Source organism: Sphingomonas ginsenosidimutans (assembly GCF_002374835.1).
Lineage (GTDB): Bacteria > Pseudomonadota > Alphaproteobacteria > Sphingomonadales > Sphingomonadaceae > Sphingomonas > Sphingomonas ginsenosidimutans.
In genome coordinates, this window is sequence record NZ_NWVD01000001.1 from 534,253 (window position 1) to 558,954 (window position 24,702).

General features: G+C 70.0%; 28 protein-coding genes and 2 tRNA genes. 15 read left to right on the plus strand and 15 right to left on the minus strand.

Features of this window, described 5'->3' with window-relative positions; all coding sequences use genetic code 11:
* The first annotated feature begins 172 nt into the window (after positions 1-172).
* Complete coding sequence (locus COA17_RS02340) at positions 173-1,234, plus strand: acyltransferase family protein (protein ID WP_096609943.1); 1,062 nt, start codon at positions 173-175, stop codon at positions 1,232-1,234.
* Here the strand turns inward: COA17_RS02340 and COA17_RS02345 are convergent.
* The gene (locus COA17_RS02345; RefSeq protein ID WP_096609945.1) at positions 1,200-2,426 is read right to left on the minus strand and encodes a glycosyltransferase family 39 protein; all 1,227 of its coding nucleotides are present in this window, start codon (positions 2,424-2,426) and stop codon (positions 1,200-1,202) included. The genes COA17_RS02340 and COA17_RS02345 overlap by 35 nt on opposite strands.
* 71 nt (positions 2,427-2,497) lie before the next feature.
* On the opposite strand from COA17_RS02345, the gene COA17_RS02350 reads away from it, so the two are divergent.
* The 3 genes from COA17_RS02350 to COA17_RS02360 are packed head-to-tail and all read left to right on the plus strand — an operon-like array spanning position 2,498 to position 4,919.
* Complete coding sequence (locus COA17_RS02350; protein ID WP_096609947.1) at positions 2,498-3,703, plus strand: trans-sulfuration enzyme family protein; 1,206 nt, start codon at positions 2,498-2,500, stop codon at positions 3,701-3,703.
* A gap of 14 nt (positions 3,704-3,717) precedes the next feature.
* Positions 3,718-4,116: a Co2+/Mg2+ efflux protein ApaG gene (apaG, locus tag COA17_RS02355; protein WP_066492117.1), complete on the plus strand. Its 399-nt coding sequence runs from the start codon at positions 3,718-3,720 to the stop codon at positions 4,114-4,116.
* A gap of 11 nt (positions 4,117-4,127) precedes the next feature.
* Positions 4,128-4,919, plus strand: a complete 792-nt coding sequence (locus COA17_RS02360) for a LysR family transcriptional regulator (protein WP_066492081.1) — start codon at positions 4,128-4,130, stop codon at positions 4,917-4,919.
* Positions 4,920-4,934: 15 nt separating this feature from the next.
* Here the strand turns inward: COA17_RS02360 and COA17_RS02365 are convergent, their stop codons facing one another.
* The gene (locus COA17_RS02365; protein WP_066492083.1) at positions 4,935-5,285 is read right to left on the minus strand and encodes a VOC family protein; all 351 of its coding nucleotides are present in this window, start codon (positions 5,283-5,285) and stop codon (positions 4,935-4,937) included.
* A 161-nt stretch (positions 5,286-5,446) separates the two neighbouring features.
* Between COA17_RS02365 and COA17_RS18710 the strand changes: the two genes are divergently transcribed.
* Positions 5,447-5,605, plus strand: a complete 159-nt coding sequence (locus tag COA17_RS18710; RefSeq protein ID WP_141397008.1) for a helix-turn-helix transcriptional regulator — start codon at positions 5,447-5,449, stop codon at positions 5,603-5,605.
* A gap of 24 nt (positions 5,606-5,629) precedes the next feature.
* Entirely contained in the window at positions 5,630-5,977 is a 348-nt protein-coding gene (locus COA17_RS02370; RefSeq protein WP_141397009.1) for a hypothetical protein, read from the plus strand.
* Between the two features lie 29 nt (positions 5,978-6,006).
* On the opposite strand, the gene COA17_RS02375 is transcribed toward COA17_RS02370, so the two are convergent.
* The 3 genes from COA17_RS02375 to COA17_RS02385 form a co-directional block, all read right to left on the minus strand.
* The gene (locus COA17_RS02375; RefSeq protein WP_066492091.1) at positions 6,007-6,189 is read right to left on the minus strand and encodes a hypothetical protein; all 183 of its coding nucleotides are present in this window, start codon (positions 6,187-6,189) and stop codon (positions 6,007-6,009) included.
* A 44-nt stretch (positions 6,190-6,233) separates the two neighbouring features.
* Positions 6,234-6,437, minus strand: a complete 204-nt coding sequence (locus COA17_RS02380) for a hypothetical protein (protein ID WP_066492094.1) — start codon at positions 6,435-6,437, stop codon at positions 6,234-6,236.
* Between the two features lie 114 nt (positions 6,438-6,551).
* Positions 6,552-7,406: an ABC transporter permease gene (locus COA17_RS02385; RefSeq protein ID WP_066492096.1), complete on the minus strand. Its 855-nt coding sequence runs from the start codon at positions 7,404-7,406 to the stop codon at positions 6,552-6,554.
* A 60-nt stretch (positions 7,407-7,466) separates the two neighbouring features.
* Here COA17_RS02385 and COA17_RS02390 point away from each other — a divergent pair, with 60 nt between their 5' ends.
* On the plus strand, positions 7,467-8,207 hold the full coding sequence (locus COA17_RS02390; RefSeq protein ID WP_096609951.1) for a GcrA family cell cycle regulator: 741 nt from the start codon (positions 7,467-7,469) through the stop codon (positions 8,205-8,207).
* A gap of 325 nt (positions 8,208-8,532) precedes the next feature.
* Here COA17_RS02390 and glnA read toward each other — a convergent pair whose 3' ends face one another.
* The 4 genes from glnA to COA17_RS02410 form a co-directional block, all read right to left on the minus strand.
* On the minus strand, positions 8,533-9,945 hold the full coding sequence (gene glnA / locus COA17_RS02395; protein ID WP_096609953.1) for a type I glutamate--ammonia ligase: 1,413 nt from the start codon (positions 9,943-9,945) through the stop codon (positions 8,533-8,535).
* A 104-nt stretch (positions 9,946-10,049) separates the two neighbouring features.
* Positions 10,050-10,388, minus strand: a complete 339-nt coding sequence (locus COA17_RS02400; RefSeq protein WP_066492102.1) for a P-II family nitrogen regulator — start codon at positions 10,386-10,388, stop codon at positions 10,050-10,052.
* 189 nt (positions 10,389-10,577) lie between these two features.
* Positions 10,578-11,054 (minus strand): OsmC family protein, encoded by a 477-nt coding sequence (locus tag COA17_RS02405; RefSeq protein WP_096609955.1) that lies wholly within the window; start codon positions 11,052-11,054, stop codon positions 10,578-10,580.
* A 3-nt stretch (positions 11,055-11,057) separates the two neighbouring features.
* Positions 11,058-11,816, minus strand: coding sequence for a competence/damage-inducible protein A (locus tag COA17_RS02410; protein ID WP_066492111.1), 759 nt, complete (start codon positions 11,814-11,816; stop codon positions 11,058-11,060).
* Between the two features lie 51 nt (positions 11,817-11,867).
* Here COA17_RS02410 and map point away from each other — a divergent pair, with 51 nt between their 5' ends.
* Positions 11,868-12,692, plus strand: a complete 825-nt coding sequence (map, locus tag COA17_RS02415) for a type I methionyl aminopeptidase (RefSeq protein ID WP_066492113.1) — start codon at positions 11,868-11,870, stop codon at positions 12,690-12,692.
* A 135-nt stretch (positions 12,693-12,827) separates the two neighbouring features.
* Here the strand turns inward: map and recN are convergent, their stop codons facing one another.
* Both recN and bamD read right to left on the minus strand, forming a co-directional pair.
* Complete coding sequence (recN, locus tag COA17_RS02420) at positions 12,828-14,483, minus strand: DNA repair protein RecN (RefSeq protein ID WP_096609957.1); 1,656 nt, start codon at positions 14,481-14,483, stop codon at positions 12,828-12,830.
* A 64-nt stretch (positions 14,484-14,547) separates the two neighbouring features.
* On the minus strand, positions 14,548-15,525 hold the full coding sequence (gene bamD, locus COA17_RS02425; RefSeq protein ID WP_096609959.1) for an outer membrane protein assembly factor BamD: 978 nt from the start codon (positions 15,523-15,525) through the stop codon (positions 14,548-14,550).
* Positions 15,526-15,645: 120 nt separating this feature from the next.
* On the opposite strand from bamD, the gene COA17_RS02430 reads away from it, so the two are divergent.
* The 4 genes from COA17_RS02430 to COA17_RS02445 all read left to right on the plus strand — a co-directional run bounded on the left by COA17_RS02430 (position 15,646) and on the right by COA17_RS02445 (position 18,940).
* Entirely contained in the window at positions 15,646-16,473 is an 828-nt protein-coding gene (locus COA17_RS02430; protein WP_096609961.1) for a class I mannose-6-phosphate isomerase, read from the plus strand.
* A gap of 88 nt (positions 16,474-16,561) precedes the next feature.
* Positions 16,562-17,242, plus strand: coding sequence for a PAS domain-containing protein (locus COA17_RS20020; protein ID WP_096609963.1), 681 nt, complete (start codon positions 16,562-16,564; stop codon positions 17,240-17,242).
* Positions 17,243-17,304: 62 nt separating this feature from the next.
* Positions 17,305-18,492 (plus strand): glycosyltransferase, encoded by a 1,188-nt coding sequence (locus COA17_RS02440; RefSeq protein WP_096609965.1) that lies wholly within the window; start codon positions 17,305-17,307, stop codon positions 18,490-18,492.
* Between the two features lie 31 nt (positions 18,493-18,523).
* Complete coding sequence (locus COA17_RS02445) at positions 18,524-18,940, plus strand: DUF983 domain-containing protein (protein ID WP_096610723.1); 417 nt, start codon at positions 18,524-18,526, stop codon at positions 18,938-18,940.
* A 55-nt stretch (positions 18,941-18,995) separates the two neighbouring features.
* On the opposite strand, the gene COA17_RS02450 is transcribed toward COA17_RS02445, so the two are convergent.
* The 4 genes from COA17_RS02450 to yajC form a co-directional block, all read right to left on the minus strand.
* Positions 18,996-19,382: an Mth938-like domain-containing protein gene (locus COA17_RS02450; RefSeq protein WP_096609967.1), complete on the minus strand. Its 387-nt coding sequence runs from the start codon at positions 19,380-19,382 to the stop codon at positions 18,996-18,998.
* Positions 19,382-20,356, minus strand: a complete 975-nt coding sequence (gene secF / locus COA17_RS02455) for a protein translocase subunit SecF (RefSeq protein ID WP_066489343.1) — start codon at positions 20,354-20,356, stop codon at positions 19,382-19,384. Before secF ends, COA17_RS02450 begins: the two co-directional genes overlap by 1 nt.
* An 88-nt stretch (positions 20,357-20,444) precedes the next feature.
* Positions 20,445-22,046, minus strand: a complete 1,602-nt coding sequence (secD, locus tag COA17_RS02460) for a protein translocase subunit SecD (protein WP_066489346.1) — start codon at positions 22,044-22,046, stop codon at positions 20,445-20,447.
* A gap of 1 nt (position 22,047) precedes the next feature.
* Positions 22,048-22,386 (minus strand): preprotein translocase subunit YajC, encoded by a 339-nt coding sequence (gene yajC / locus COA17_RS02465; RefSeq protein WP_096609969.1) that lies wholly within the window; start codon positions 22,384-22,386, stop codon positions 22,048-22,050.
* 152 nt (positions 22,387-22,538) lie between these two features.
* On the opposite strand from yajC, the gene COA17_RS02470 reads away from it, so the two are divergent.
* The 3 genes from COA17_RS02470 to COA17_RS02480 all read left to right on the plus strand — a co-directional run bounded on the left by COA17_RS02470 (position 22,539) and on the right by COA17_RS02480 (position 24,562).
* Positions 22,539-22,615 (plus strand) — tRNA-Pro (locus tag COA17_RS02470).
* Between the two features lie 86 nt (positions 22,616-22,701).
* Positions 22,702-22,778, plus strand: a tRNA-Arg gene (locus COA17_RS02475).
* Entirely contained in the window at positions 22,751-24,562 is a 1,812-nt protein-coding gene (locus COA17_RS02480; RefSeq protein ID WP_141397010.1) for an ArnT family glycosyltransferase, read from the plus strand. The genes COA17_RS02475 and COA17_RS02480 overlap by 28 nt, the downstream gene beginning before the upstream one ends.
* The last annotated feature ends 140 nt before the right edge of the window (positions 24,563-24,702 follow it).

Below are 24,702 nucleotides of genomic sequence, written 5' to 3' on the forward strand. Positions count from 1 at the left end.
CTGGGCGCGGTGTTGTTATGCGTCGTCACGACGTCGGTTGCGCTGCTGGCGGCGTCGCGCAAGCCGAAATAGCCCGCCGCGCCCGTCGTTCCGGGTATCTGGCGTCCGTGCCCCTGATCGGGCAAGACGCCCGGCATGCGGGCTGGCCGCGCCGCGCTAGGTGAGGGACGTCGTGTCGAGACCGCATTTCCTGACGCTGGACGCGATGCGCGGCGTGGCGGCGATCACGGTCGTGCTGTTCCACGGCGCCCGGCTGGCCGGCGTGCAGACGATGCCGCACGGCTATCTGGCCGTCGACATGTTCTTCGCGCTGTCCGGCTTCGTGATCTCGCGCGCCTACGATCGGCGGCTGGCGGCGGACTGGACGCCGCTGCCGTTCTTCCGGCTGCGGCTGGTGCGTTTCTATCCGCTCTACGCGCTGGGGCTGGCGCTCGGCGCAACGCGCGAGATGCTGCTGCTGGCGACGCATAACCATTTCGCCTTGCCGGCGCCGCTGCTGTTCGGCGCGCTGGCGGCGGCGGCGCTGTTCCTGCCGTTCCCGCTTAAGCAGCGCGACAATTATCTGTTCGCGATGAACCCGCCCAGCTGGTCGCTGTTGTACGAACTGCTGGTCAACGTCGCCTATGCCGTGGTGTTTCGCTGGCTCACGGTACGCACGCTGGTCGCGATCGCGCTGACCGGCCTGCTGGCGATCTGGGTCTTCGCCATCGACGCGGGGACGCTGCAACTGGGCGGCACGGGCGCGCAATGGCCCGGCGGCACCGCGCGGACGATCTTCGCCTTTTCGGTCGGGGTGCTCATCAACCGGCTCGACCTGCGGACGCGCGCGGTGCCGCCGTGGCTGCTGCTGGCGCTGGTGGTGGCGATCGGGGCCAGCCCGGCGGGCTGGGGCGTCGCGTTCGATCTGGCGATCGTCACCTTCGTCGTGCCGGTGATGATCGCGGCCGGCGCCTCGGCCACGGTGGGGGAGGCGCAGCGCGGACTGTTCGCGTTCCTGGGGGAGATCAGCTTCCCGATCTACGCCATCCACGGCCCGTTGCTGCCGATCGCGGAAATGGCGGCGCAGCGCCTGCCCGGCGTGCCGCGCGTCGCGATGCTGGCGGCGCTGGTCGCCGCGCTGCTGGTCGCCGCGTGGCTGTTGGAGCGGGTGTACGACGCGCCGCTGCGGCGACGATTGCGCCGGTTCGCGATGCCGGACGTCACACCCAGCGCGCGAACCACGTCCAGCGGCTGAACGCGCCGGCGTGCGCCAGCGGCTCGGCCGACAGCACCGGCAGGAAATATAGCGCCAGCGCGAAGGCGACGAGCAGATAGACCTCCACCCACTCGCCCAGCGCCGCGCGCCAGTGATCGATCGCCACCGCCAGCGCGACCGAAAGGAACACCCCGGCGGGATAGTAATAATAATAGAAGCCCAGCGACTTGGGGATGACCGCGAACATCCCCAGCGCCAGCGCCCACAGCATCGCCGGCGCCAGCAGCCGCGCCGATCCGGTGCGGATCCACCGGTACAGGCACGCCGCCACCGCGATCAGCCCGCCCCACATCACCGCCGGATTGCCGATCATCAGGATGCCGCGCTGCACACCGTCGACCGGTTCATACAGATACCAGATCGGGCGCAGCATCAGCGGCCACGTGTACCACGCCGCCTGATAGGTGTGCGGCGGCAGCACCAGGGTCTGGCGCTGGTACATCTCCCACTGGAACGCCAGCAGCCGCGCCGGGGTCAGCGCGTCGTTGGTGTAGAGGAAGGCGGGGGTGAAGGTCAGGAAATAGACCCCGACCGATACCGCCCCCAGCGTGGCGATCGCCGGCAGCGCGCGCATCCCCGGCCAGCGGTCCGTTCGCCCGCGCCGCATCGCCAGGAACGCCACCGCGGCGGCGGCGACATAGGGTGCGGCGCTCCATTTGCACGCGGTCGCGCAGCCCAGCATCGCGGCGCCGATGGCCCAGCTCGCCATGCTGCCGCTGCGCGCGCTCGCCGCGATTAAGGCGATCCCGGCGATCAGGAAGGCGAGCATGAACGTGTCGAGCATCGCGATCCGCGCCTGGACGTAGACGGTGAACCCCAGCAGCGCGAGCGTCGCGGCCAGCAGCGCGGGGGGCGTGCGCTGCGTCAGTAAGCGGGTCAGCGCGAAGACCCCGCCGATCGTCGCCGCACCCGCCACCGTGGAAAAGAACCGCCAGCCCAGCGGCGTATCGCCGAAGATCAGCATTCCGGCGGCGATCAGCTCCTTGCCCAGCAGCGGATGCTCGATATTCTCCGGCCCGGACAGCGTCAGCAGCACGCGCGCGGCGCGCACGTAATGCACCTCGTCGAACACCAGCTGCGCCGGCACGGTCACGCGGAACAGGAAGATCGCCCAGGCGAGCAGCGCGACCGCCGGTCCCGCGATCCAAGGATTGTCGACGTTGCGGCGCATCGGCGCTGATTCCCCCTTCGCGTGCCCATCCCCCTTGTCTCGATCCGCCGCGAAAGGCAAAGCGTGGCGCCATGAAGCGGCGCACCGGACAGGACCGATCGATCACCCAGGGCTGGCGCCCTGCCACCCAGGCCGTGCGCGGCGGCACCGCGCGCAGCGAGTTCGGCGAAACGTCGGAGGCGATCTTCCTCACCTCCGGCTATTGCTACGACCGCGCGGAGGACGCCGCGGCGCGTTTCGCCGGGGAACAGCAGGGGATGACCTATTCCCGGCTCCAGAACCCCACGGTGGAGATGCTGGAACAGCGCATCGCGCTGCTGGAAGGGGCTGAGGCGTGCCGCACCATGGCCACCGGCATGGCGGCGATGACCGCGGTGCTCTTGTGCCAGTTGCAGCAGGGCGACCATGTCGTCGCCGGGCGCGCCGCGTTCGGGTCGTGCCGCTGGCTGGTCGATACGCTGCTGCCCAAGTTCGGCATCGCCACCACCACCGTCGACGCCCGCGATCCGCAGGCGTTCCAGGACGCGGTGAAGCCCGAAACGAAGGTGTTCTTCTTCGAAACGCCCGCCAATCCGACGATGGACGTCGTCGATCTGGCGGCGGTGTGCGGCATCGCGCGCGAACGCGGCATCGTCAGCGTGGTCGACAATGCCTTCGCCACCCCCGCGCTCCAGCGGCCGATGGACTTCGGCGCCGACGTCACCGCTTATTCCGCGACCAAGATGATGGACGGGCAGGGCCGCGTGCTGGCCGGCGCGGTGTGCGGGACCGAGGATTTCATCACCAACACGCTGCTGCCGTTCACGCGCAACACCGGCCCGACGCTGTCGGCGTTCAACGCCTGGGTGGTGCTGAAGGGGCTGGAGACGCTGGACCTGCGCATCCGCCGCCAGTCCGACAATGCGCTGGCGGTCGGCCGCTTCCTGGAAGGGCGGGTGCCGCGCATCCTCCACCCCGGCCTCGCCAGCCACCCGCAGCATGATCTGGCGATGCGGCAGATGGTCGCGGCGGGCGGTATCTTCGCGTTTGAGGTGGAAGGGCGCGCGCAGGCGCATGCGCTTCTCGACGCGCTCCAGCTGATCGACATTTCGAACAACATCGGCGATTCGCGCTCGCTGATGACGCATCCGGCATCCACCACCCATTACGGCGTTGCGGCCGAGGCGCGCGCGGAAATGGGCGTGACCGAGGGGTTGCTGCGCCTCAACGTCGGGCTGGAGGATCCCGCCGACCTGATCGACGACCTCGACCAGGCGTTGCGGCAGGTGGGGCTGTAATGGCGGTCGGCGCGATCGGGGCGCTGTTTCCCGACGCCGCCACCACCGGCGACGTGACCGTGCGCGTCTCCGCCAGCTACCTGCCCGAACAGTCGGAGCCGGCGCGCGGGCGCTGGTTCTGGGCCTATCACATCCGCATCGAGAATGACGGCGCGGGGGCGGTGCAGCTGCTGACCCGCCACTGGATCATCACCGACGGGCGCGGCGCGCGCCATACCGTGGAGGGGGAGGGCGTCGTCGGTGAACAGCCGCTGATCGCGGCCGGCGCCAGCTACGATTACGTGTCGGGCTGCCCGCTGGCCACGCCGACCGGGACGATGCAGGGCAGCTACCGGATGATCGCGCAGGACGGCTCGCTGTTCGACGTCGCGATCCCGCGCTTCGCGCTCACCGCCCCGGCGGTCGCGGAATAGAGGCGGGAGCCATGAAGCGCACGCATCTGCCGCTCAACGGGCTGCGCGTGCTCGACGCCGCGGCGCGTCACCTGTCGTTCACCCGCGCCGCCGACGAACTGGCGGTGACCCCGGCGGCGGTCGGGCAGCAGATCCGCGCGCTCGAGGACACGCTCGGCGTCGTGCTGTTCCGCCGCACCACCAAGGGGCTGGAACTGACGCCGGAGGGCGATGCCGGGCTGGCCGCGTTGCGCCGCGCCTTCCTGGAATTCGAGGAAGCGGTGCGCGCGATGCAGGCGGGACAGTCGTCCCGCTCGCTGACGATCGCCGCGCCGCGCGACGTGACCGAGAAATGGCTGTTGCCGCGACTGGCGCAGATCGCCGCGGGCGACGCCGAGACGCGCTTCGCGCTGGTGACCGCGGACGAGAATGTCGATTTCACCGAGGCGAACCTCGACCTGGCGATCCGCTGGGGCGAGGGGCCGGGCGATCATGAGGGCGAGGCGATCGAGAGCGAAGGGCTGGTGACGGTCGCGCGCCCCGGCGGCGGCGCGGACACCGCGATCGCCTGGCCCGGATCGCCCGATGCGGAGGGCAGCGCGCTGGTGCGCGTCGGCGACGCCGGGCTGGCGATCGACGCCGCGGCGGCCGGGCTGGGCCGCGCGACCGTCCCTGAACTGCTCGCCGCGCGTGATATAGCGGCGGGGCGCGTCGTCACGCTGGGCACGCCGCAGCCGTCGCGCAGCGGCTATTGGCTGGTCGCGCCGACCCCGCAATGGCGCCAGAAGAAGGTGCAGCTGCTGGTCGAGGCGCTGGTCGGCTAGGGTCCTGACCCTAGGTCACTCGATGACCCGGCCGATGCGGACCAGCAGGCCGCTTGGGTCGCTGACCGAGAACTCGTAGGTGCCCCATGGCTTGGCGTGGGGTGCGCCGGGCTCGATCACCAGATCGCGGACAGCCTCTGCCATCGCGTCGACATCGTCGACGTAGAGGTACAGGCCGAACGGATTGTCCTCGATATTCCTCGGCCAGCCGGCGAGATGCGTCAGGTGCAGATGCCCGCCACGCCCGTCCTCCAGGATACGGTAATGGCCGTAATCGCTGACGACGGTGAAGTTGAGGCGCCGGTAGAACGCCTCACTCGCGTCGAGATTGCTGCTGGGTACGATCGCCACCGCCCGGTGATCCATATTGAGCGCTCCGTGATTGCTGCTGTCGGCGACGTGCCCGCCCGGCGATCGGTTGGCGAGGGACAAAAGGCCGTGGAAGGCCGCGGGCGGACATTGGCCCGCAGATGTCCGGCGCGCGACCCCCTCGACCGCGGCGCCCGGATCGGCGATGATGCCGCGTCATGTCGGACCATCGCGCCAAGGGCCGAAGGCCCACCTGCGCCACCACCACGGCCATCATCGACGCCTTCGCCGCGCTTGCCGTGGAACGCCGGTACGGCGCGATCCGCGTGGCGGATCTGATAGCGCGCGCCGGGGTCGGCAAGTCCACCTTCTACTAGCATTTCCGCGGCAAGGACGACGTCATGCTGGCAGCCATGCAGCCGATCGTGCTGGCACTCGCCACCGCGGCGTCGGGCCGGGCAGCGCGACCCTATGTCCGAACGGTCGTGACGCATCTGTGGGAGCGGCGATCCGCCGTGCGGCCGGTGATCGATTCGGCCGCGGCGGCGACCCTTCAGCGCCGTCTGGCGAGGGCGATCGCGCGACACGGGGGCGAGCGAGACGATGCCGCGGGCACGCCGCTGTTAGCGACCGGAATCGCGGCCGCGCAATTGGCGATGCTCCGATCGTGGCTGGCGGGCCATGCGCCCGCCACAATCGACGCGATGACCGACTGCCTGATCGCCTGTGCGCGGCTGCGCGGTGACTAGGACCGCCGGTTGCCGGGAACGGCGGTTGGTTAGCCGACCGTCTTCGCCTCACGCTGGTCGCGCGCCGCCTCGGTCCGCAGCGATCGGGTCGCCATCTGCGTCCACGCCGCCTCGGCGCGCAGGCAGCGGTCGCGGACATTGGCGAGGTCCGCCGCATCCGCCTGTTCGCGGCAGTCGGCAGCCCGCTGGGTGAACATTTCCGAATCGCGCATCGTCGTCACTCCTGTGCGGTGGATGATAGGGGGCGTTGCGGCGCTCAGGCGGCGGCCAGCCCGGCGGGGTGCAGCGCCTCGTCCATCAGCGGGGTCTCGCTGTCGCGCAGGCCATCGACCCTCGCGTTGATGCGGCGGGCATAGCCCTGTGCCATCAACGCATGGCTGTAGCGTGCCTCGCGGCAGACCGCTGCGGCGGCCTTCATCAGCGATACCTGCTGGCGGTGGAGGAGGTAATTGAGGTCCATGGCGGCTCTCCCATCTGTAAGCGGGAGCGCACTCGGTCTCTCAGTCGCTGCCGCCTACGGCATGTGTGGCAGCGATGGTTCCCATATAGCGACGGGGGCGCGAAAAAGCCACCCTCAGCTCTTCAGCTTCCACCCGCGGCGCAGCAGCACGTAGCATAACGTCGCCAGCGCAACGTCCAGCGCCAGGATCACCACGCTGCCCGTCAGCACCGGCGAATCGGCGGTGCCCAGGAAGCCGTAGCGAAAGCCGGAGATGACGTAGAAAAACGGGTTCACATGGCTGAACGCGCGGAACGCCGGTGCAAGGTGATCGACCGAGTAGAAGGTGCCCGACAGCAGCGTCAGCGGCGCGACGACGAAATTGGTGACCGCAGCGGCATGATCGAACTTCTCCGCCCAGATCGACGTCAGCACGCCGACCAGCGCCAGAAACGCCGATCCCAGCAGCCCGAACCACAGCACCGCGCCGGGATGCCGCGGGGTGACGTCGACGCCCGGCCACAGCGACATCGCCAGGAACACCGCGCATCCGACCAGGAACGCGCGCGTCACCGCCGCGCCGGTCAGCGCCGCCAGCAGTTCCGCGGTGGACAGCGGCGGTTGCAGGTAATCGACGATATTGCCCTGGATCTTGCCGACCAGCAGCGAGAAGCTGGCATTGGCGAACGCATTCTGCAGCATCCCCATCACGATCAGCCCCGGCGCCACGAAATCGGCGAAGGGCACCACCGCGCCGCCGACGCGCACCGGGGTGCGTGCGCCGCTGGCGACGGTGAAGATCACCAGGAACAGCAAGGTCGTGATCGCCGGCGCCCAGATCGTCTGGAGCTGCACCTTGAAGAAACGGCGCACCTCCTTCACATAGAGCGTCTTCAAGCCGCCCCAGTTGACGTTCCGGATCACCGGTTCGCCGGGGGCGTGCCTGACGCCTGACGGAAGTTGACGACCGGGGGAGGGCTGGCTGCTCATCGCGTCTGCGGGTAGACGCTGTCGCCGCTGCCCGCAACCGGCACGCATGAGGAAACGAGAATGTCGTGGACCGACGAGCGGATCGATACGCTCAAGACGATGTGGGAAGCCGGGCAGACCGCCAGCCAGATCGCCGAGGCGCTGGGCGGGGTCAGCCGCAATGCGGTGATCGGCAAGGCGCATCGACTCGGGTTGCAGTCGCGTCCCTCGCCGGTGGTGAGCAAGGAGGAGGCGCGCGCCGCCGCGGAGAAGGCCGCCGCCACGCCGACCGCCGCTGCGGCCCCGCCGGCCGAACCGGTCGCGGCACCGCCGGCCGCAGCGCGCCCGGCGCCGGCCCCCTCCGCGCCGCCGCCCTTCTCCACCGCGCCCGCCGCCCCGCGTGAGGCGGAGGCGCGCGCGCCGGTCCCCGCTGCGGAGGAGCCCGATACCGCCGACGAACCCGCGGCGCCGACGCCCGCGCCGCAGCCGATCCTGCGCTCGGTCGGCCCCGGCGGCTTCGTTCGCCAGGCGCCCGGCGAACAGCAGCCGCCGATCGCCCCCGCGCCGCCGCGCCGGCTGGTCCCTGCGCGCACCGCGCCGGAATATGCCGACAAGACCTCGCTGCTCGATCTCAACGACAAGATCTGCAAATGGCCGCTCGGCCATCCGGGCGAGCCGGACTTCCACTTCTGCGGTGAGAAGGTGAACCCCGGCTTCCCCTATTGCGTCGCGCATTGCGGCCACGCCTACCAGGCGCAGTTGCCCCGCCGCGACCGCCGCGGCGCCCCGCCGCTGCCCTTCGGCGGCCCGCGCGCGCGGTGATCGTGCGGGCGGGGCAGGGGGCGTTACCGGCCCCGCCCCGCCGCACCGGCGAAACATGTCGCCCCTGCGCAGGCAGGGGCCTCTCTCTGCAACATCACGACCCGCGCCCGGCACGGCAGCGTCGTCCCTGGGTCGACGGCTGTGCGGCACGACAAAGCACTAGGCCCCTGCCTGCGCAGGAGCGGCGGGATGGGGCGATGGTCGCGCGCGCTGCAGTAGCTTGCGCCTCCGCCGAGATGCCCCTCGGCATTGTCGCACCACAACGAAAAGGGGCGCCCGGATCGCGCCGGACGCCCCCTTTGCCGTTACCGCGCGGACGCGACGGTCAGGCGCTGTAGTACATGTCGAACTCGACCGGGCTGGGGGTCATTTCCCAGCGCGCGACGTCCGCCCACTTCAGCTCGATATAGGCCTCGATCTGGTCCTTGGTGAACACGTCGCCCTTCAGCAGGAAGTCGTGGTCGGCCTGGAGCGACTCGAGCGCCTCGCGCAGCGATGCGCAGACGGTCGGCACTTCCGCCAGCTCGGCCGGCGGCAGGTCGTACAGGTTCTTGTCCATCGCCTCGCCCGGATGGATCTTGTTCTGGATGCCGTCCAGACCCGCCATCATCAGCGCGGCATAGGCCAGGTACGGGTTGGCCATCGCGTCGGGGAAGCGCACTTCGACGCGCTTGCTCTTCGGCCCGGTGCCGTACGGGATGCGGCACGATGCCGAACGGTTGCGCGCCGAATAGGCGAGCAGCACCGGCGCCTCATAGCCCGGCACCAGCCGCTTGTAGCTGTTGGTGGTCGGGTTCGTGAAGGCGTTGACCGCCTTGGCATGCTTGATGATGCCGCCGATGAAGTACAGGCAGGTTTCCGACAGCCCGGCATAGCCGTTGCCGGCGAATAGCGGCTCCTTGCCGTTCCAGATCGAGAAGTGCGTGTGCATCCCCGAGCCGTTATCTTCCTTGATCGGCTTGGGCATGAAGGTCGCCGACTTGCCATAGGCATGCGCGACCTGGTGCACGACATATTTGTAGATCTGCATCCGGTCGGCGGTGGTGGTCAGCGTGCCGAACGTCAGGCCCAGTTCGTGCTGCGCGGCGGCCACCTCATGGTGGTGCTTGTCGCACGGCAGGCCCATTTCCAGCATCGTGGTGACCATCTCGCCACGGATGTCGACCGCCGAATCGACCGGCGCGACGGGGAAATAGCCGCCCTTGGCGCGCGGGCGGTGGCCCAGGTTGCCGCCCTCGTACTCACGGCCGGTGTTGGTCGGCAGCTCGATATCGTCGATCTTGAAATAGCTGGTATTGTACGACGTCTCGAACTTCACGTCGTCGAACATGAAGAATTCGGCTTCCGGCCCGACGTACACGGTGTCGCCGATCCCGGTGGTCGCCAGATACGCTTCGGCGCGCTTCGCGGTGGTGCGCGGGTCGCGGGCATAGCCCTCACCGGTCGACGGCTCGACGATGTCGCAGAACACGATCAGCATCGGCGTGGCGGAGAAGGGGTCCGTGTACACCGCGTCCAGATCCGGCTTCAGGATCATGTCCGACTCGTTGATCGCCTTCCAGCCCTCGATCGAGCTGCCGTCGAACATCAGGCCGTCGGTCCACTCGTCCTCGCCCATGACCGAGGCGACCATGGTCAGGTGCTGCCACTTGCCCTTGGGATCGGTGAAGCGCAGATCGACCCACTCGATCTCCTCTTCCTTGATCTTCTTCAGAACGTCTGCGGCCGTATTCGCCATGGATAGTCTTCCTCGATCGTCACCCCAGCGAAGGCTGGGGTCTTTTGGTAACAGGGAGACCCCAGCCTGCGCTGGGGTGACGTAACGTTTCGGGGACGCCCCGATCAGATGGCGTCGTCGCCGCGCTCGCCCGTGCGGATGCGCAGTGCGGTTTCGACCGGGATGACGAAGATCTTGCCGTCGCCGATACGGCCGGTCTGCGCGGCGGCGGCGATCGCCTCCACCACGCGCTCGGCCAGCCCGTCCTCGACCACGACCTCCAGCTTCACCTTCGGCAGGAAGTCGACGACATATTCGGCGCCGCGATACAGCTCCGTATGCCCCTTCTGCCGGCCGAAGCCCTTGGCCTCGGTCACGGTGATGCCGCTGACCCCGATCTCGTGCAGCGCTTCCTTCACTTCATCCAGCTTGAACGGCTTGATGATCGCTTCGATCTTCTTCACGCGCCTGACGCCCCACCCAGGTGAACTCGACATGCCCCAACCGGCAGCCCCGGTTTGTGCATTGCACCGATCGTGCCAGCCGCGAAGCCGAAGGGCAAGGCGGCGACTCGCCCGCGGAGGGCGTTAACTGTTGCTCAACGATTGGGCAGCGCCCCGCATGGTGCCGGTTTTGGCGGCAGCGGGGGATGTTCAGCCGTGCGTAACGACCGGCGCGCAGCGCACCGGAAACGCCACCGATCGCGCGATGAAGCACAGGTGATGCGCGCGCTCGTGCAGCGCGCGCGCCACGTCCGCGTCGCTGTCCGGCGCGATCGTCACCTGCGGGTTGAGCGTCACCGACACGAATCGCCCGCCGCCATCGGCTTCCTCGATCATTTCGCCCGCGGCCTCGTCGTGATAGGCGATGACGATCACCCCCGCCTCGGCGCACAGCGACAGATACCATAATTGGTGGCACGCGCTGAGCGAGGCGACCAGCAACTCCTCGGGGTTCCAGCGCGCCGCGTCGCCGCGAAACGCCGGGTCGGACGATCCCACGATCGCATGGTCCTTGCCCGCGCTGGTAATGTCATGCGCACGCTCGTACCCGCGATAGCCGGCGGTGCCGACGCCGCTGTTGCCGGTCCAGTCGACGCGCACGCGATAATGATGGGTGCGCCCAGCCATGGCTCAGATCCCGCCCGGCGTCGCGGTATGGCCCGCCGCGGCCAGTCGCTCGGCGACATCCGCCAGACAGGCATCGACCGCCGCCTCGTCGGGGCTGCGGACGACGAAATTGGCGCCGGTGCGGCCTTCGCGGAAGAACGGATAGCTGCCGATCGCCACGCCGTCATGCGCGCGCTCGGCCTCGCGCAGCAAATCGGCGACCTCGCTTTCGGCGACCCAGCTGCCGATCGTCTTGCTGACGACCGGGCGACCACCCTCCAGCGTGCCGGTCAGCGCGTCGAGCATCCCGGCGGTGATGTGCGGCACGCCGGCCATGATGAAGATGTTGCCGATGCGGATGCCCGGCGCGCCGCTCATCCGGTTCTCGATCAGCCCCGCGCCCTCCGGCACGCGCGCCATGCGCAGCCGCGCCTCGGTCGCGCCGCCGCGGGTGGCATAGTAACGCTCCAGCACCGCCACCGCCTCCGGGTGGTGGACCACGCCCACGCCCAGCGCGGCGGCGATCGCATCGACGGTGATGTCGTCATGCGTCGGCCCGATCCCGCCGGTGGTGAACAGGTAGTCGTTGCGCGCGCGCAGGGTGTTCACCGCCTCGACGATCGCTTCCTCGCGGTCGGCGACGACGCGCACCTCGGCCAGGCGGATGCCCTGGACGTTCAGCCATTGCGCGATCTGCGCGACGTTCTTGTCCTGCGTGCGGCCGGACAGGATCTCGTCGCCGATCACCACCAATGCCGCGGTCCAGATGCGTTCGCTTGCCATGATGCGGGCATAACCTCGCCATCGCGCGCGCGCCACGCTATATCCGCGCGCATGACCGAATATGTGACCGTCACCAGCGATGCGCCGCTCGGGCGCAACGGCGCCATCAAGCTGCATGGCCGCGAAGCCTTTGCGGGCATGCACAAGGCGGGGCGGCTGGCCGCCGAAACGCTCGACATGCTCGTACCGCACATGGTGCCGGGCGTCACCACGGCGGAGATCGACCGGCTGATCTACGATTTCGTGCTGGCGGGCGGGGGCGTGCCCGCGACGCTCGGCTATCGCGGCTATACCCATTCCAGCTGCATTTCGATCAACCATGTCGTCTGCCATGGCATTCCGGCGGACAAGCCGCTGAAGTCGGGTGATATCGTCAATGTCGACGTGACGCCGATCGTCGACGGCTGGCACGGCGACACCAGCCGCATGTACCTGATCGGCGACGTGCCGCTGAAGGCGCGGCGGCTGGTCGACGTCACCTACGAATGTCTGATGATCGGGATCGAACAGGCGAAGCCCGGCAACCACATGGGCGACGTCGCCCATGCGATCCAGCGCCATGCCGAGGCGCATCGCTACGGCGTGGTGCGCGATTTCTGCGGCCATGGCGTCGGCCGGCTGTTCCACGACGCGCCGGAGGTGGTCCATGTCGGCCGCCCCGGCACCGGGCCGGAGCTGCGCCCGGGCATGATCTTCACGATCGAACCGATGATCAACATCGGCCGCCCCGACGTGAAGCTGCTGGACGACGGCTGGACCGCGGTGACCCGCGACCGCTCGCTGTCGGCGCAGTTCGAACATTCGATCGGCATCACCGAGGACGGCTGCGAGATCTTCACCGCCTCCCCGGCGGGGCTGCACCAGCCGCCGTACTGAGGCGGTCCCGACGCGCGTCACACCAGCGAAGGCTGGGGTCTCTGTGTGGCGCACGGCGTGGTCGACAACGGGAAGGTCCCAGCCTTCGCTGGGACGACGCTTCGGCGCGCGGATGCCGCCACCTGCCACCTGCCGCTACGCCGTCTCCAGCAGCCGTACCGCCTGCGCGCGTGCCTCGTCGGTGACGGTCGCGCCCGACAGCATCCGGGCGATTTCCTCGCGGCGCTCGTCGCTGTCCAGCGGGCGCACGCCGGTGCGGGTGACCGTCCCGTCGCTCGATTTCGCGATCAGCAGGTGGGCGGCGCCGCGTGCCGCGACCTGCGGGCTGTGCGTCACCACCAGCAATTGCGTCGCCTCCGCCAGCCGCGCCAGCCGTTCGCCGATCGCGCTGGCCACCGCGCCGCCGACGCCGCGGTCGATCTCGTCGAAGATCATCGTCGCCGCGCCGCCGGTTTCCGCCAGTGCGACCTTCAGCGCCAGGATGAAGCGCGACAATTCGCCGCCGCTGGCGATCTTCGCCAGCGGGCCGAACGGTGCGCCGGGGTTGGTCGCGATCTCGAACTCCACGCGGTCCTGCCCCGCGGCCGACCAGTCGCGCTCGTCCAGCGGCGCCACCACGGTGCGGAACCGCGCCGCATCGAGCTTCAGCGGCGCCAGTTCCCCCGCCACCGCGGCATCGAGCCGCGTCGCTGCCGCGGTGCGGATCTCCGTCAGGGCCTGCGCCGCCGCGCGATAGGCGGCTCTGGTCGCAGCGACCCGCGCGTCGAGGTCCGCCAGCCCGTCCTCGCCCGCGTTCAGCCGCTCCAGCCGCTCGCGCAATTCCTGTTCCAGCGCGGCCAGGTCGTCGGGCTGGACGCGATGCTTGCGCGCCATCGCGCGCAGCTCGAACAGCCGCGCCTCATCTTCCTCCAGCTGGCGGGGGTCGTGCATCAGCGCCAGTGCCGCGTCGCGCAGCTTTTCCTCGGCGACCGCGCCCTCGATCACCGCACGGTCCACCGCCGCCAGCGCCTCGGCCAGCGCCGGGTGGTCGCCCGCGATCCGTTCCAGCACGCGCGCGGCCTGACGCAAATGCGTCATCGCGCCCGCGCTGCCTTCCAGATGCCCGGTCACCGCGTCGAGATCGCTGGCGATCTTCTCGGCGCGCTGCATCGTCCGGCGGCGCTCGGCCAGCGTCTCCTCCTCGCCGGTCTCGGGCGCCAGCGCACTCAGCTCGGCGACGGCATGTTGCAGCCAGTCGCGGTCGCGCTGCGCCGCGGCGATCCCGTCGCGCGCACTCGCCAGCGCCTCTTCCGCCGCACGCCACGCGGCATGCGCCGCCGCCACCTCGCGCGTGCCGCCGCGCGCATAGGCGTCCAGCAACGTGCGATGCCCCGCCGCGGCCAGCAGCCCGCGGTCGTCGTGCTGGCCGTGGATTTCCACCAGCATGCCGCCGATCTCGCGCAGCAGCGATGCGGAGGCGGGCTGGTCGTTGACGAAGCCGCGGCTGCCGCCATCGGCCTTGACGATGCGCCTCACGATCAGCGGCTCGTCCGCGTCGATCTCCAGCCCGTTGTCGGCCAGCAGCGCGGTGACTGCCGGCGGTGCATCGAACGTCGCGGTGACCACGGCCTGAGCTGCGCCGCTGCGTACCAGCGCGCTGTCGCCGCGCCGCCCCAGCGCCAGCCCCAATGCGTCGAGCAGGATCGACTTGCCCGCGCCGGTTTCCCCGGTCAGCACGCCCAGCCCGGCGCCGAATTCCAGCTCCAGCGCCTCGATCAGCACGACGTCCCGGATGGATAGAGCGGTCAGCATGGCCGCATCTCCCTTAGCCGGGTTTGCAGCGCGTGTTTACCCCGTTTGTTCCGGGTATCCGCGCTCAGGGCTGCGACGGCGATGGCGGCGTCGCGGTGCCCGCCCCCGGCGCGGTGCTGCCCGGCGAAGTGTCGCCGCCGGTGGTCGCCGGGGTGGTGGGGGCGGGGGCGTCGGCCGACGGGGTGGGGGTGGCGGCCTCGCCCGGCGTGGCGGCGCGCACCGGCTGCGGCACGACCAGTTCGCCCGGCGCCAGCGGCGCGATCGGCTTGGCCGGATATTCCTGCATCAGCTTGTACGCGCGGGCATACCAGTCGCTGCCCGGATAATTGGCGCCCAGCACCGCCGCGGCCTTTTCCGCCTCGCCGCGCACGCCCAGCGCCAGATAGGTCTCGGTCAGGCGCATCAGCGCCTCGGGCGTGTGGGTGGTGGTCTGATACTGGTCGACGACGCGGCGGAAACGCAGCGTGGCGGACAGCCACTGGCGACGCCGTTCGTAGAAGCGGCCGATCTCCATTTCCTTGCCCGCCAGATGGTCGCGCACCAGGTCCAGCTTCAGCCGCGCATCGGCGGCATAGCGGGTGGTGGGGTAACGGCGCATCAGTTCGCCCAGCGCGTCCTGTGCCTGCGAGGTGATCTTCTGGTCGCGGCTGACGTCGCTGATCTGCTCGTAATAGCTGAGCGCGACGAGGTAATAGGCATAAGGCGCATCGCGGTTGCCCGGATGGACCGACAGGAAGCGCTGCGCCCCCTGGATCGCCTGGGTATAGTCGCGGTTCAGATAATAGCTGAACGCGCCCATCAACTGCGCGCGGCGTGCCCATACCGAATAGGGGTGCTGGCGCTCCACCTCGTCGAACAGCGCGGCCGCTTCCTTGTAGCGGCCCTGGTCCAGCCGCTTCTTGGCCGCCGTATACAGCGTGCCGACGTCGCGCGCGACATAGGGCAGGTCACCGCGATTGCGGTTGGTGGCGCAGCCGGCGATGGGAAGCGCGAGCGCGGCGAGAAGCCCCAGCGTGAGCGGGCGGAAAAGGGGGGTACGCATTGACCCGGCTCTTAGCGTAGAGAGGCGGGGGCGAACAACGGCTTTTGCGCATGCGGAGCGCAAGCGGCCGTTGCGCGTTACCGCGACCGTCCGCATCACCTGCCGAACCGAGGAGTTTCCATGCCCGCCACCCTGCTCGCCACCAAGCGCGTCGAGAAGCCGTGGGGGCGCCACCACCTCTATCCCGGCTTCCCCGATCCCGCGCCCGATGCCGAACCGATCGGCGAGGTGTGGTTCCAGTCGCCGCACCCGGAAGAGCCGGAGCTGCTCATCAAATACCTGTTCACCAGCGAAAAATTGTCGGTGCAGGACCATCCGTCCGATGAGGAGGCGCACAAGCGCGGGCTGCCGCGCGGCAAGGACGAATGCTGGACGGTGCTGGCCGCCGAGCCCGATTCGACGATCGCGATGGGGCCGCTCGAGCCGATGACGCGCGACGAACTGCGCACCTCCGCGCTCGACGGCAGCCTCGAGGACAAGCTGTTCTGGAAGCCGGTGAAGGCGGGCGACTTCTATTACGCCCATTCCGGGCTGATCCACGCGATCGGCGCGGGGCTGACCGTAATCGAGGTGCAGCAGAATTCCGATACCACCTATCGCCTGTTCGACTACGGCCGCCCGCGCGAGCTGCATCTGGACGATGGCGTCGCGGTCGCCGATCTCGAACCCTATGTCGCGCCGTCCGCGCCGGGCGAGGTCGCGCCGGGGCGGACGATCCTGGTCGAGGGGCCGAAATTCGTGCTGGAACGCTGGACCGGTGGCAGCCGCGCGATCGACCTGCCGGCGGGCAAGCAGGGCTGGCTGATCCCGATCAAGGGTACGGGCGTCGTCGCCGGCGTCGAATGGAAGGCCGGCGAGTGTGTGCTGGTCGACGGGCCGGAGGCGCTGCACGCCTCGGTCGATGCCGACCTGCTGTTCGCCTACACCGGCGCGGTTCGACTAAGGTAGGGATTGACCCCCGCCCGCCCGACCATCCACATGGTTTCGGCCATAATACTCCCCGGTCGCTGACAGCGCTATCAATCCGGGGGGGAATATGTTGGGTTCCGGCGTGCGCAGCCTGATGAGCTGCCTGGTCGATGACGACATGACGATCTGCGACGTCGACGAAGGCTATGCCGCGGCGATCGGGCGGCCGCGTGAGGACGTGATCGGTTGCCATCTGCTGGACCTGATCCATCCCGATGATCGCGGGGTCTTCGCGGAACGGGTGCGGGCGCTGCGCGTCGACGGGCGCGGCTTTTCGATGACCCAGCGCCTCGCCGGCGACGACGCACAACGGGTGTGGCTGACCCATCACGTCTCGATGCTGCAACTCGGCGCCTGGCGCCGCGTGTCGATAACCATCGCCTATGAGGATTCGGCCCCCATCGACGATGAACGCCGCGCCCTGAAGCGCGCGGCGGAGCGCATCCTCGGCAAGCGGCGATTGCGCGAGCGTTACTGGGGCGCGGCGATGGTCGGCGAACCGGCATTCGACCTGCTGCTGGAACTGTTCGTGCAGGAAGCGGAGGGGCGCGCGGTCTATACCACCAGCGCGGCGGTCGCGTCGGGCGCGCCGCTGACGACCGCGCTGCGCCAGATCGCGATGCTGGTGGAGCACGGACTGGTCCGCCGGCTGCCCGATCCGATCGACCGGCGGCGCGTGATCGTGCAGCTGACCGCGGAGGGAACGCGGACGATGACCGATTATCTGGCCGCGACCGAGCGGCTGTGAGCGTGCGCGCGGGACGGGCGCGTTAAAGCCGCGCTTACCGTCGTGCGGCTAACACCCCCGCCATGCTGCGCGTCCTGACGCTGTCGACCCTGTTCCCGGACGCGACGCGGCCGAATTTCGGCGTGTTCGTCGCGCGGCAGGTAGCGGCGCTGTCGCGGCGCGACGGGGTGGCGGTGCGCGTCGTCGCGCCGCTGGGACTGCCGCTTTGGCCGCTGTCGCGGCACCCACGCTATCGCGGCTGGGATGCGGTGCCGCGGCGCGAGGTGGGCGACGGCGTCACCGTCGATCGTCCGCGCTTCCGCATCATGCCGGGTACGGGCGGGCGCTTTCATGTCGCCGCGCTGACCCGCGCGCTGGTGCCGCTGCTCGATTCGCTGCGCGCCGATTTCCCGTTCGACGTGATCGATGCGTCCTTCTTCTTTCCCGACGGGCCGGCGGCGGTCGCGCTGGGCCGCCGTTATGGCGTTCCCGTGTCGATCAAGGCGCGCGGGGCGGACATCCACCATTGGGGCCACGCCCCCTCCACTGCGGCGCAGGTACGTGCCGCCGGCCGCGCCGCCGACGGGCTGCTCGCGGTCAGCGCGGCGATGCGCGACGACATGGCCGCGATCGGCATCCCGGCGGAGCGGGTGCGGGTGCACCATACCGGCGTGGACCTGACCCGTTTCGCACCCGCCGGCGACCGCGACGCGCTGCGCGCTTCGCTGGGGATCGCCGGGCCGCTGGTGCTGTCGGTCGGCGCGCTGATCCCGCGCAAGGGGCATGATGTGGCGATCGCCGCGCTCGCCCGGCTGCCCGACGCGACGCTGGCGATCGCGGGGGAGGGGCCGGAGCACGTCCGGCTCGCCGCGCGCGCCGCGGCGGCGGGGGTGGCCGATCGCGTCCGCCTGCTCGGCCCGGTCGCGCATGACGATCTGCCGCGCTGGTTCGCCGCCGCCGATGTCATGGCGCTGGCCTCCTCGTCGGAGGGGCTGGCCAATGCCTGGGTCGAATCGCTCGCCTGCGGAACGCCGATCGTCATCACCGACGTCGGCGGCGCGCGCGACGTGGTGCGCGATGATGCCGCGGGGCGGATTGTCGCGCGCGATCCGGCGGCGGTCGCGCGCGCAATCGGCGACCTGCTGACGCATCCCCCAGCGCGCGACGCGGTGCGTGCGCACGCGCTGCGCTTCACCTGGGATGCCAATGCCGCGGCACTGCACGCGCATCTCGCGGGGCTGGTTCACCTGCATCAGGCGGCGGGTGGTTGATGCCGCGCCGCCCGGCGCGCACAGCGGGGCGATGGATACGCACGACACCGACGGCGATCGCTTCGTCGACGCCGCGGGGCACCGCTGGACACCGCTCAGCCCGCTCAGGACCGGGCCGGCGGGGCGCTGCCCGCGCTGCGGGAAGGGACATATCTTCCGCGGCTTCCTGACGCTCCGCGACGGGTGCGAGGTGTGCGGGCTGGATTATTCCTATGCGGACCCGGCGGACGGGCCGGCGGTGTTCGTGCAATTGTTCGCGTGCATTCCCGGCGTGGTCGTCACGCTGATGCTCCAGATCCTCGCCAGCCCGCCATGGTGGGTACATCTGCTGGTCAGCATGCCGGTGCTGATCGTCAGCACCGTCCTGCCGCTCCGCCCGATCAAGGGGTGGCTGGTCGCCAGCCAGTTCTATTTCCGCGCGCGCGAAGGGCGGCTGGTGGACGAGTGAGCCGGTAGGGGCGGTCGCTCCGGCGTCACCGCGGAGGCGGCCGATGCCGCCGCCCTTACGCCTCCAGCGGGTATAGCGCCGCCGCGATCTGCCGGTCTTCGGCGCGCAGGATGCCCCAGGCGCGCGCGGCGGCGCGGCTGTCCATCGTCTCCACCCCGATCCCGCGTGCCTCCAGCGCTGCGACCAGCGCGCGCGGCGCGCGGCGCAGTTCGGCGCCGGTGCCGATCAGGATGAATTCCAGCGGCCCCGCCAGGATCGGCGCCAGCGCCGCGTCGTCCAGCGCCGCCAGTTCCGGCGGGGACCAGCCGTCGGCGCGCGTCGCGGTCAGCAGCAGCGCCGGGTACACCCCCATCGTCCCGTCGGGCGCATCCACCTTGAACCCGCCCGCGCCGAAACCGCGCACCAGCGGCCCGGCGGCCGGCCGGTCGCGGTCGACGCGCATCAGGTGCGCGGGCCCACGCGCTCGGCATCGCCGATGCCGCCGCCGCGCCTGGGCTTGTCGTCCGCCTCCGGCTCGGCGCGCAGCCCCAGCGAGATCAGCAGCGAGGACGAGACATAGATCGACGAGTAGGTGCCGACGACGATGCCCAGCACCATCGCGGCGGTGAACCCGCGCAGCACGTGCCCGCCCAGGAACAGCATTGCGAGCAGCGCCAGCAGGATCGTGACCGAGGTCATGACGGTGCGCGGCAGCGTTTCGTTGACCGACAGGTTGACGATCTCGCGCATCTCCATCTTGCGATAGCGGCGCATGTTCTCGCGGATGCGGTCGTCGATGACGATCTTGTCGTTGATCGAATAGCCGATGATGGTCAGCACCGCGGCGACGATGTTCAGGTCGAACTCGAACTGCGTCAGCGCGAAGAAACCCAATGTCATCAACAGGTCGTGGACGATCGCGACGATCGTCGACACGCCGAACTGCCATTCGAAGCGGAAGATCGCGAACAGGCCGATGCCGATGATCGCCAGCACCACCGCCAGCACGCCGTTGCGGATCAACTCGCCCGATACCTTGCCCGACACGGTGGAATAGCGGCGGAATTCGGCGCCGGGGAATTGCTGCGACAGCGCGGCCTCGACCTTGCGCACCGCGGCATTGGTCGCGCCTTCGTCGCCGCCCTGCTGCACCGGCAGGCGGATGGTGATGGTGCGCGGGTCGCCGAACTGCTGGAGGGAGGCCTCGCCCACGCCCTGTGCATCCACCACGGCGCGCACGCGGTCCAGATCGGGGCTGGCCGCGAAGCGCTCCTCGATCATCAGGCCGCCTTCGAAATCGACGCCGAAGTTCAGCCCCTTGTACACGGTCAGCCCGACCGCCAGCACGCTGAGCAGCAGCGTCAGGCCGAACGCGAGCCCGCGCAGGCGGACGAAATCGAAATTGGTATCGTCGGGGACGAGCTTGAGCAGTTTCATAGCATTTCACCGTCACCCCAGCGAAGGCTGGGGTCTTTCTCCAACGGGGAGACCCCGGCCTTCGCCGGGGTGACGCGGGGGCGGGCGATCATATGTTGATCGTCTTCGGCTTGGCGCGGCGCAGCCATCCGGCGACGAGCATCCGGGTGAAGGTGACCGCGGTGAACACGCTGGTGGCGATGCCGATCAGCAGCACGACCGCGAAGCCCTTCACCGGGCCGGAACCCAGCACGAACATGATGATGCCCGAAATGGCGTGGGTGACGTTCGCCTCGAAGATCGTGCGGCTGGCTTCCTTGTAGCCAAGCTCCACCGACTGGACGATGTTGCGCCCGCGCCGCCGCTCTTCGCGGATGCGCTCGTTGATCAGCACGTTGGCGTCCACCGCGGTGCCGATCGTCAGCACGAAGCCCGCGATACCGGGCAGCGTCAGCGTGCCGTTCAGCAGCGCCATCACGCCCAGGATGACGAACACGTTGATGACCACCGCCAGGTTCGCATAGAATCCGAACCGGCCGTAGGTGATGAGCATGAACGCCACCACCAGCGCCACCGCGACTGCGGAGGCCAGGATGCCGGCGCGGATCGAATCGGCGCCCAGGTCCGGCCCGACAGTCGATTCCTCCACCACCTTCAGCGCGATCGGCAGCTTGCCCGATCGCAGCGCGATCGCCAGCTGGTTGGCGCTTTCGACGGTGAACCCGCCGTTGATCGCCGCGCGGCCGCCCATGATCGGCTCGTTGATGTTCGGCGCCGAGATGACCGTATTGTCGAGGATGATCGCGAACGGCTTGCCGACGTTTTCCTGCGTCGTGCGCGCGAAGCGGCGGCCGCCCTGGCTGTCGAAGGTGATCGACACCTGCGGCGCGTTGGTCTGCGGCTCGAATTCCTGCCGCGCGTCGGACAGCATGTCGCCGGTCAGGATCGCGCTGCGCCGCACCGCGATGAACGGCACGCCCGACGGGTTGTTAGGATAGGGCAGGATCTGGTCGCCCGCCGGCGCCTGGCCGCGCGCCAGCGCCTGCGGATCGGCGGTGGTGTCGACCAGCTTGAATTCGAGCTTGGCGGTCTTGCCCAGCAGGTCCTTCAGCGCCTGCGGGTTCTGCAGGCCGGGCACCTGCACGACGATGCGATTGGTGCCCTGGCGCACGATCGTCGGCTCGCGCGTGCCCATTTCGTCGATGCGGCGCCGCACGACCTCGGTCGCATCGCCCATCGCGGTGTCGACCGCCTGCGCCAGCCCGGCGGCGGTGGGGGTCAGCACGAAGCGGCTGGTGTCCACCACCTGGATGTCCCACTGCCGCTGGCCGGTCATTCCCGCGCCGGTGCCGGTGATCGACAGCAGCCGTTCGCGCGCGGCGTCGACCTGCGACGGGTCGCGCAGCATGAACGACAGCTGGCCGTTACGGCTGGAAATGTCGCCGATCTCGATGCGCGGGTTCTGGCGGCGCATCTCGGTCTGCACCTGTTCGCGCATCGCCTCGACGCGCGTCGCCGCGACGTCGTTGGTGTCCGCCTCCAGCAGCAGGTAGCTGCCGCCGGCCAGGTCCAGCCCCTTGTTGACGCGCGGCAGATGGATGCCCCACGACTTGGTGACCTCCTCCGGCACGAACGTCGGGATCGACAGCGATACGAGCGCGATCAGGATCAGCCAGATCCCGGCCACCTTCCAGCGGGGAAAGTCCAGCATGTCAGTCGTTCGCCGGCTTGCCGCCCAGCGGGGTCACTTCCGCCAGCGTCGCCTTGACCACGCGCACCTTGACGTTGGGGGCGATCTCCACCTCGACGATCGTGTCCTCGACGCGGGTGACCTTGCCGACCAGTCCGCCGGCGGTGACGACCGAATCGCCCTTCTTCACGCCGGCGACGGCGGCCTGCAACGCCTTCATGCGGCTTTGCTGCGGGCGGATCATCAGGAAGTAGAAGACGATGAAGACGAGGAACAGCGGCGCAAGGCTGAGGAAACCGGCGAAGCCGCCCGAGGAGGCGGCGCCGGTCGCGGATTGCGCATAGGCGGGAGAGATCAGCATCGGATTCCGTGCATGGCCATGGAGCGGCCGGGGTACGGCCGCTGGAAGGCGTTGCCGCTATCATCGCGCGGCGCGCCGCGCAACGTCGGCGTAATGGCGGCCATCATCCGCTTGCATCCTGCGCGGCCGCGGCGTAGAGGCGCCCCCTCGGTCGGGGCGTAGCGCAGCCTGGTAGCGCATCACACTGGGGGTGTGGGGGTCGCAGGTTCGAATCCTGTCGCCCCGACCAGAGATTTCCTTCCACATCGTCGGATCGCCCGCCGCGCGGCAAGCGCGTTGATTCCGGCGCGCCGGCGCGATACCCCGTCCGCGCGTGCCCCCGTAGCTCAGCAGGATAGAGCGACGGTTTCCTAAACCGCAGGTCGTGAGTTCGAATCTCGCCGGGGGCACCACAACCGGGAAGGGCGCGATGATGCAGGCGCGGAGGCGCGCGGTCGCGGCGGCGGCGGGGCTGGCGATCGGACTGGGGCTGGCCAGCGTCGCACTGGCGTGGCTGACCGGCGGGTTGACCGGCAGTTTCCTCGGCCCCGACGAATCGGCGCATTACGTCAACACGTTGTTCATCGCCGACTGGCTGCGCGCCGGATTGCCCGCGCCGATGGCGTTCGCGCGCGATTTCTATGTCCATTATCCCAAGCTGTCGATCGGCCACTGGCCGCCCGGCTGGTATGCGCTGCTCGCCCCCGCCGCGGCGCTTTGGTGGCCGGGGGCGGCGGCGGCGGCGGTCGTCAGCGCATTCGTCGCCGGGCTGCCCGCGATCCTGCCCGCCTGGGCGCTGGCGCGCGCCGGGGCGTGGCGCGCCGGGATCGCGGCCGCGCTGGCGATGCTTGTCCTGCCGCTGGTGGTGGAAAGCGCGCGCGCGTTCCTGCTCGACCAGCCGGTGGCGCTGGTGGCCGGGCTGGCGGCGATCGCGTGGCTGCGCGCGGCCGAGCGGCCCGGCTGGCGGCGGTTCCTGCTGTTCGGCGCGCTGGCCGCGTTCGCGCCGCTGGTGAAGGGCAATGGCGCGCTGGTCGCGCTGATCCCGCCGATCGAGATCGCGCTGTCGCGGCGCTGGGCGCTGCTGCGCGACCGGCGATTGTGGGCGACGGGCGCGCTGACCGCGCTGGTCGTCGCCCCGTGGTACTACGTGTCGTTCCGCATTTCGGCGGGCGGGTTCAACTATGCGCCCGGCCCGGCCTATGCCTGGCTGGCGCTGCGCAGCAATGCGGCGGCGCTGTTGGGGGAAGTGGGCGCCGCGGGCGTCATGCTGTCTCTATGGGGAGCGGCGGGCGGCTGGCGCGATCCGCGCGCGGGGGCGGTGGTGCGGCTGGCGCTGGCCGCGATCGCGGCGACGCTGGCGTTCCAGTCGATCGTGCCGGTTGCGCTCGACGCTCGCTACGTGCTGCCCGCGGTACCGTGGTGCGTCGCGCTGGCGGCGCTGGGAGTGGTGCGGGCGTGGCGCCACGGCGGCGCGGCGATGCGCGCCGCGGCGATCGCGCTGCCCGCCGCCGCGCTCGCATCGCCCGTGGTGGCGCTGGTCCGGCTGGAGCCCAAGCGTGACATGGCCGCCCCCACGATCGTCGCGGCGATGCGGCAGGATTCGTGGATCTGGATGGTCGACGGCCGCGCGGGGGGCGAAGGGGCGATCATCGCCGAGGTCGCACATCGCGACTGCGGGATGCGGACGATGTGGGTGGCGCGCGCGTCGCAATGGCTGGCCGGCAGCGACTTCATGGGGCGCGGCTATCACGTCATCGCGCGCACGCCCGACGCGGCGCGCACGATCCTGAACCGGATCGGCGTGTCGGGGGTGGTGATCGTGCGCGACCGGCTGCAGGATCCTTACCCGCACAGCGCGATCCTGCTGCGCGCGGTCACGCAGGGCGGCTATATCGTGACCCGCCACCGTTTCGCGCGCGGCCTGGGCGAGGTGATCGTCGCCCGGCGCGACGGCGCGGTGCTGCCGCATGTCCACGTGCTGGAGGACGCCATCGCGTCGAACAACCTGCGTGTGATGACGAGCCCGGTGACGCGCCCGGTGACACCTCCGGTGACGGGCGCGCCGGTGTCGCCCGCGGTCCGGGCGGTGCGACCGGTCGGCGGCGCGGGCCCCGCTGCGCCGGCAATCGCGGTGACGCCGCCGCCGCCGCCGGTCGACCTGCCCGACCCGCAACAGGCCTATCCGCGCTGTCGCTGATCCCGCGTCGGGCGATGACGGCACCGGCCGTCTGCGACGAGCGGCGGCGACATGGGGAAATTGGCGGGAGCCCTGTCGCTCCACCGCCTGTGACGCTCGCCCGCGGCAATGCGCGCGGCGCGGGTCCGGGTGCGCCCGCC

Bases quoted from the DNA above. Each gene is read 5' to 3' on its own strand.
- COA17_RS02345 (WP_096609945.1), bottom strand. From the start codon at position 2,426: ATGCGCCGCAACGTCGACAATCCTTGGATCGCGGGACCGGCGGTCGCG.
- COA17_RS02390 (WP_096609951.1), top strand. From the start codon at position 7,467: ATGTCGTGGACCGACGAGCGGATCGATACGCTCAAGACGATGTGGGAA.
- COA17_RS02365 (WP_066492083.1), bottom strand. From the start codon at position 5,285: ATGGATCACCGGGCGGTGGCGATCGTACCCAGCAGCAATCTCGACGCG.
- map (WP_066492113.1), top strand. From the start codon at position 11,868: ATGACCGAATATGTGACCGTCACCAGCGATGCGCCGCTCGGGCGCAAC.
- glnA (WP_096609953.1), bottom strand. From the start codon at position 9,945: ATGGCGAATACGGCCGCAGACGTTCTGAAGAAGATCAAGGAAGAGGAG.
- COA17_RS02380 (WP_066492094.1), bottom strand. From the start codon at position 6,437: ATGGACCTCAATTACCTCCTCCACCGCCAGCAGGTATCGCTGATGAAG.
- COA17_RS02375 (WP_066492091.1), bottom strand. From the start codon at position 6,189: ATGCGCGATTCGGAAATGTTCACCCAGCGGGCTGCCGACTGCCGCGAA.
- secF (WP_066489343.1), bottom strand. From the start codon at position 20,356: ATGAAACTGCTCAAGCTCGTCCCCGACGATACCAATTTCGATTTCGTC.
- COA17_RS02410 (WP_066492111.1), bottom strand. From the start codon at position 11,816: ATGGCAAGCGAACGCATCTGGACCGCGGCATTGGTGGTGATCGGCGAC.
- COA17_RS02450 (WP_096609967.1), bottom strand. From the start codon at position 19,382: ATGCGCGTCGACCGCGACCGGCCGGCCGCCGGGCCGCTGGTGCGCGGT.
- COA17_RS02350 (WP_096609947.1), top strand. From the start codon at position 2,498: ATGAAGCGGCGCACCGGACAGGACCGATCGATCACCCAGGGCTGGCGC.
- COA17_RS02430 (WP_096609961.1), top strand. From the start codon at position 15,646: ATGCCCGCCACCCTGCTCGCCACCAAGCGCGTCGAGAAGCCGTGGGGG.
- recN (WP_096609957.1), bottom strand. From the start codon at position 14,483: ATGCTGACCGCTCTATCCATCCGGGACGTCGTGCTGATCGAGGCGCTG.
- COA17_RS18710 (WP_141397008.1), top strand. From the start codon at position 5,447: ATGTCGGACCATCGCGCCAAGGGCCGAAGGCCCACCTGCGCCACCACC.
- COA17_RS02360 (WP_066492081.1), top strand. From the start codon at position 4,128: ATGAAGCGCACGCATCTGCCGCTCAACGGGCTGCGCGTGCTCGACGCC.
- secD (WP_066489346.1), bottom strand. From the start codon at position 22,046: ATGCTGGACTTTCCCCGCTGGAAGGTGGCCGGGATCTGGCTGATCCTG.
- COA17_RS02405 (WP_096609955.1), bottom strand. From the start codon at position 11,054: ATGGCTGGGCGCACCCATCATTATCGCGTGCGCGTCGACTGGACCGGC.
- COA17_RS02370 (WP_141397009.1), top strand. From the start codon at position 5,630: ATGCTGGCAGCCATGCAGCCGATCGTGCTGGCACTCGCCACCGCGGCG.
- bamD (WP_096609959.1), bottom strand. From the start codon at position 15,525: ATGCGTACCCCCCTTTTCCGCCCGCTCACGCTGGGGCTTCTCGCCGCG.
- COA17_RS20020 (WP_096609963.1), top strand. From the start codon at position 16,562: ATGTTGGGTTCCGGCGTGCGCAGCCTGATGAGCTGCCTGGTCGATGAC.
- COA17_RS02440 (WP_096609965.1), top strand. From the start codon at position 17,305: ATGCTGCGCGTCCTGACGCTGTCGACCCTGTTCCCGGACGCGACGCGG.
- COA17_RS02445 (WP_096610723.1), top strand. From the start codon at position 18,524: ATGGATACGCACGACACCGACGGCGATCGCTTCGTCGACGCCGCGGGG.
- COA17_RS02385 (WP_066492096.1), bottom strand. From the start codon at position 7,406: ATGAGCAGCCAGCCCTCCCCCGGTCGTCAACTTCCGTCAGGCGTCAGG.
- yajC (WP_096609969.1), bottom strand. From the start codon at position 22,386: ATGCTGATCTCTCCCGCCTATGCGCAATCCGCGACCGGCGCCGCCTCC.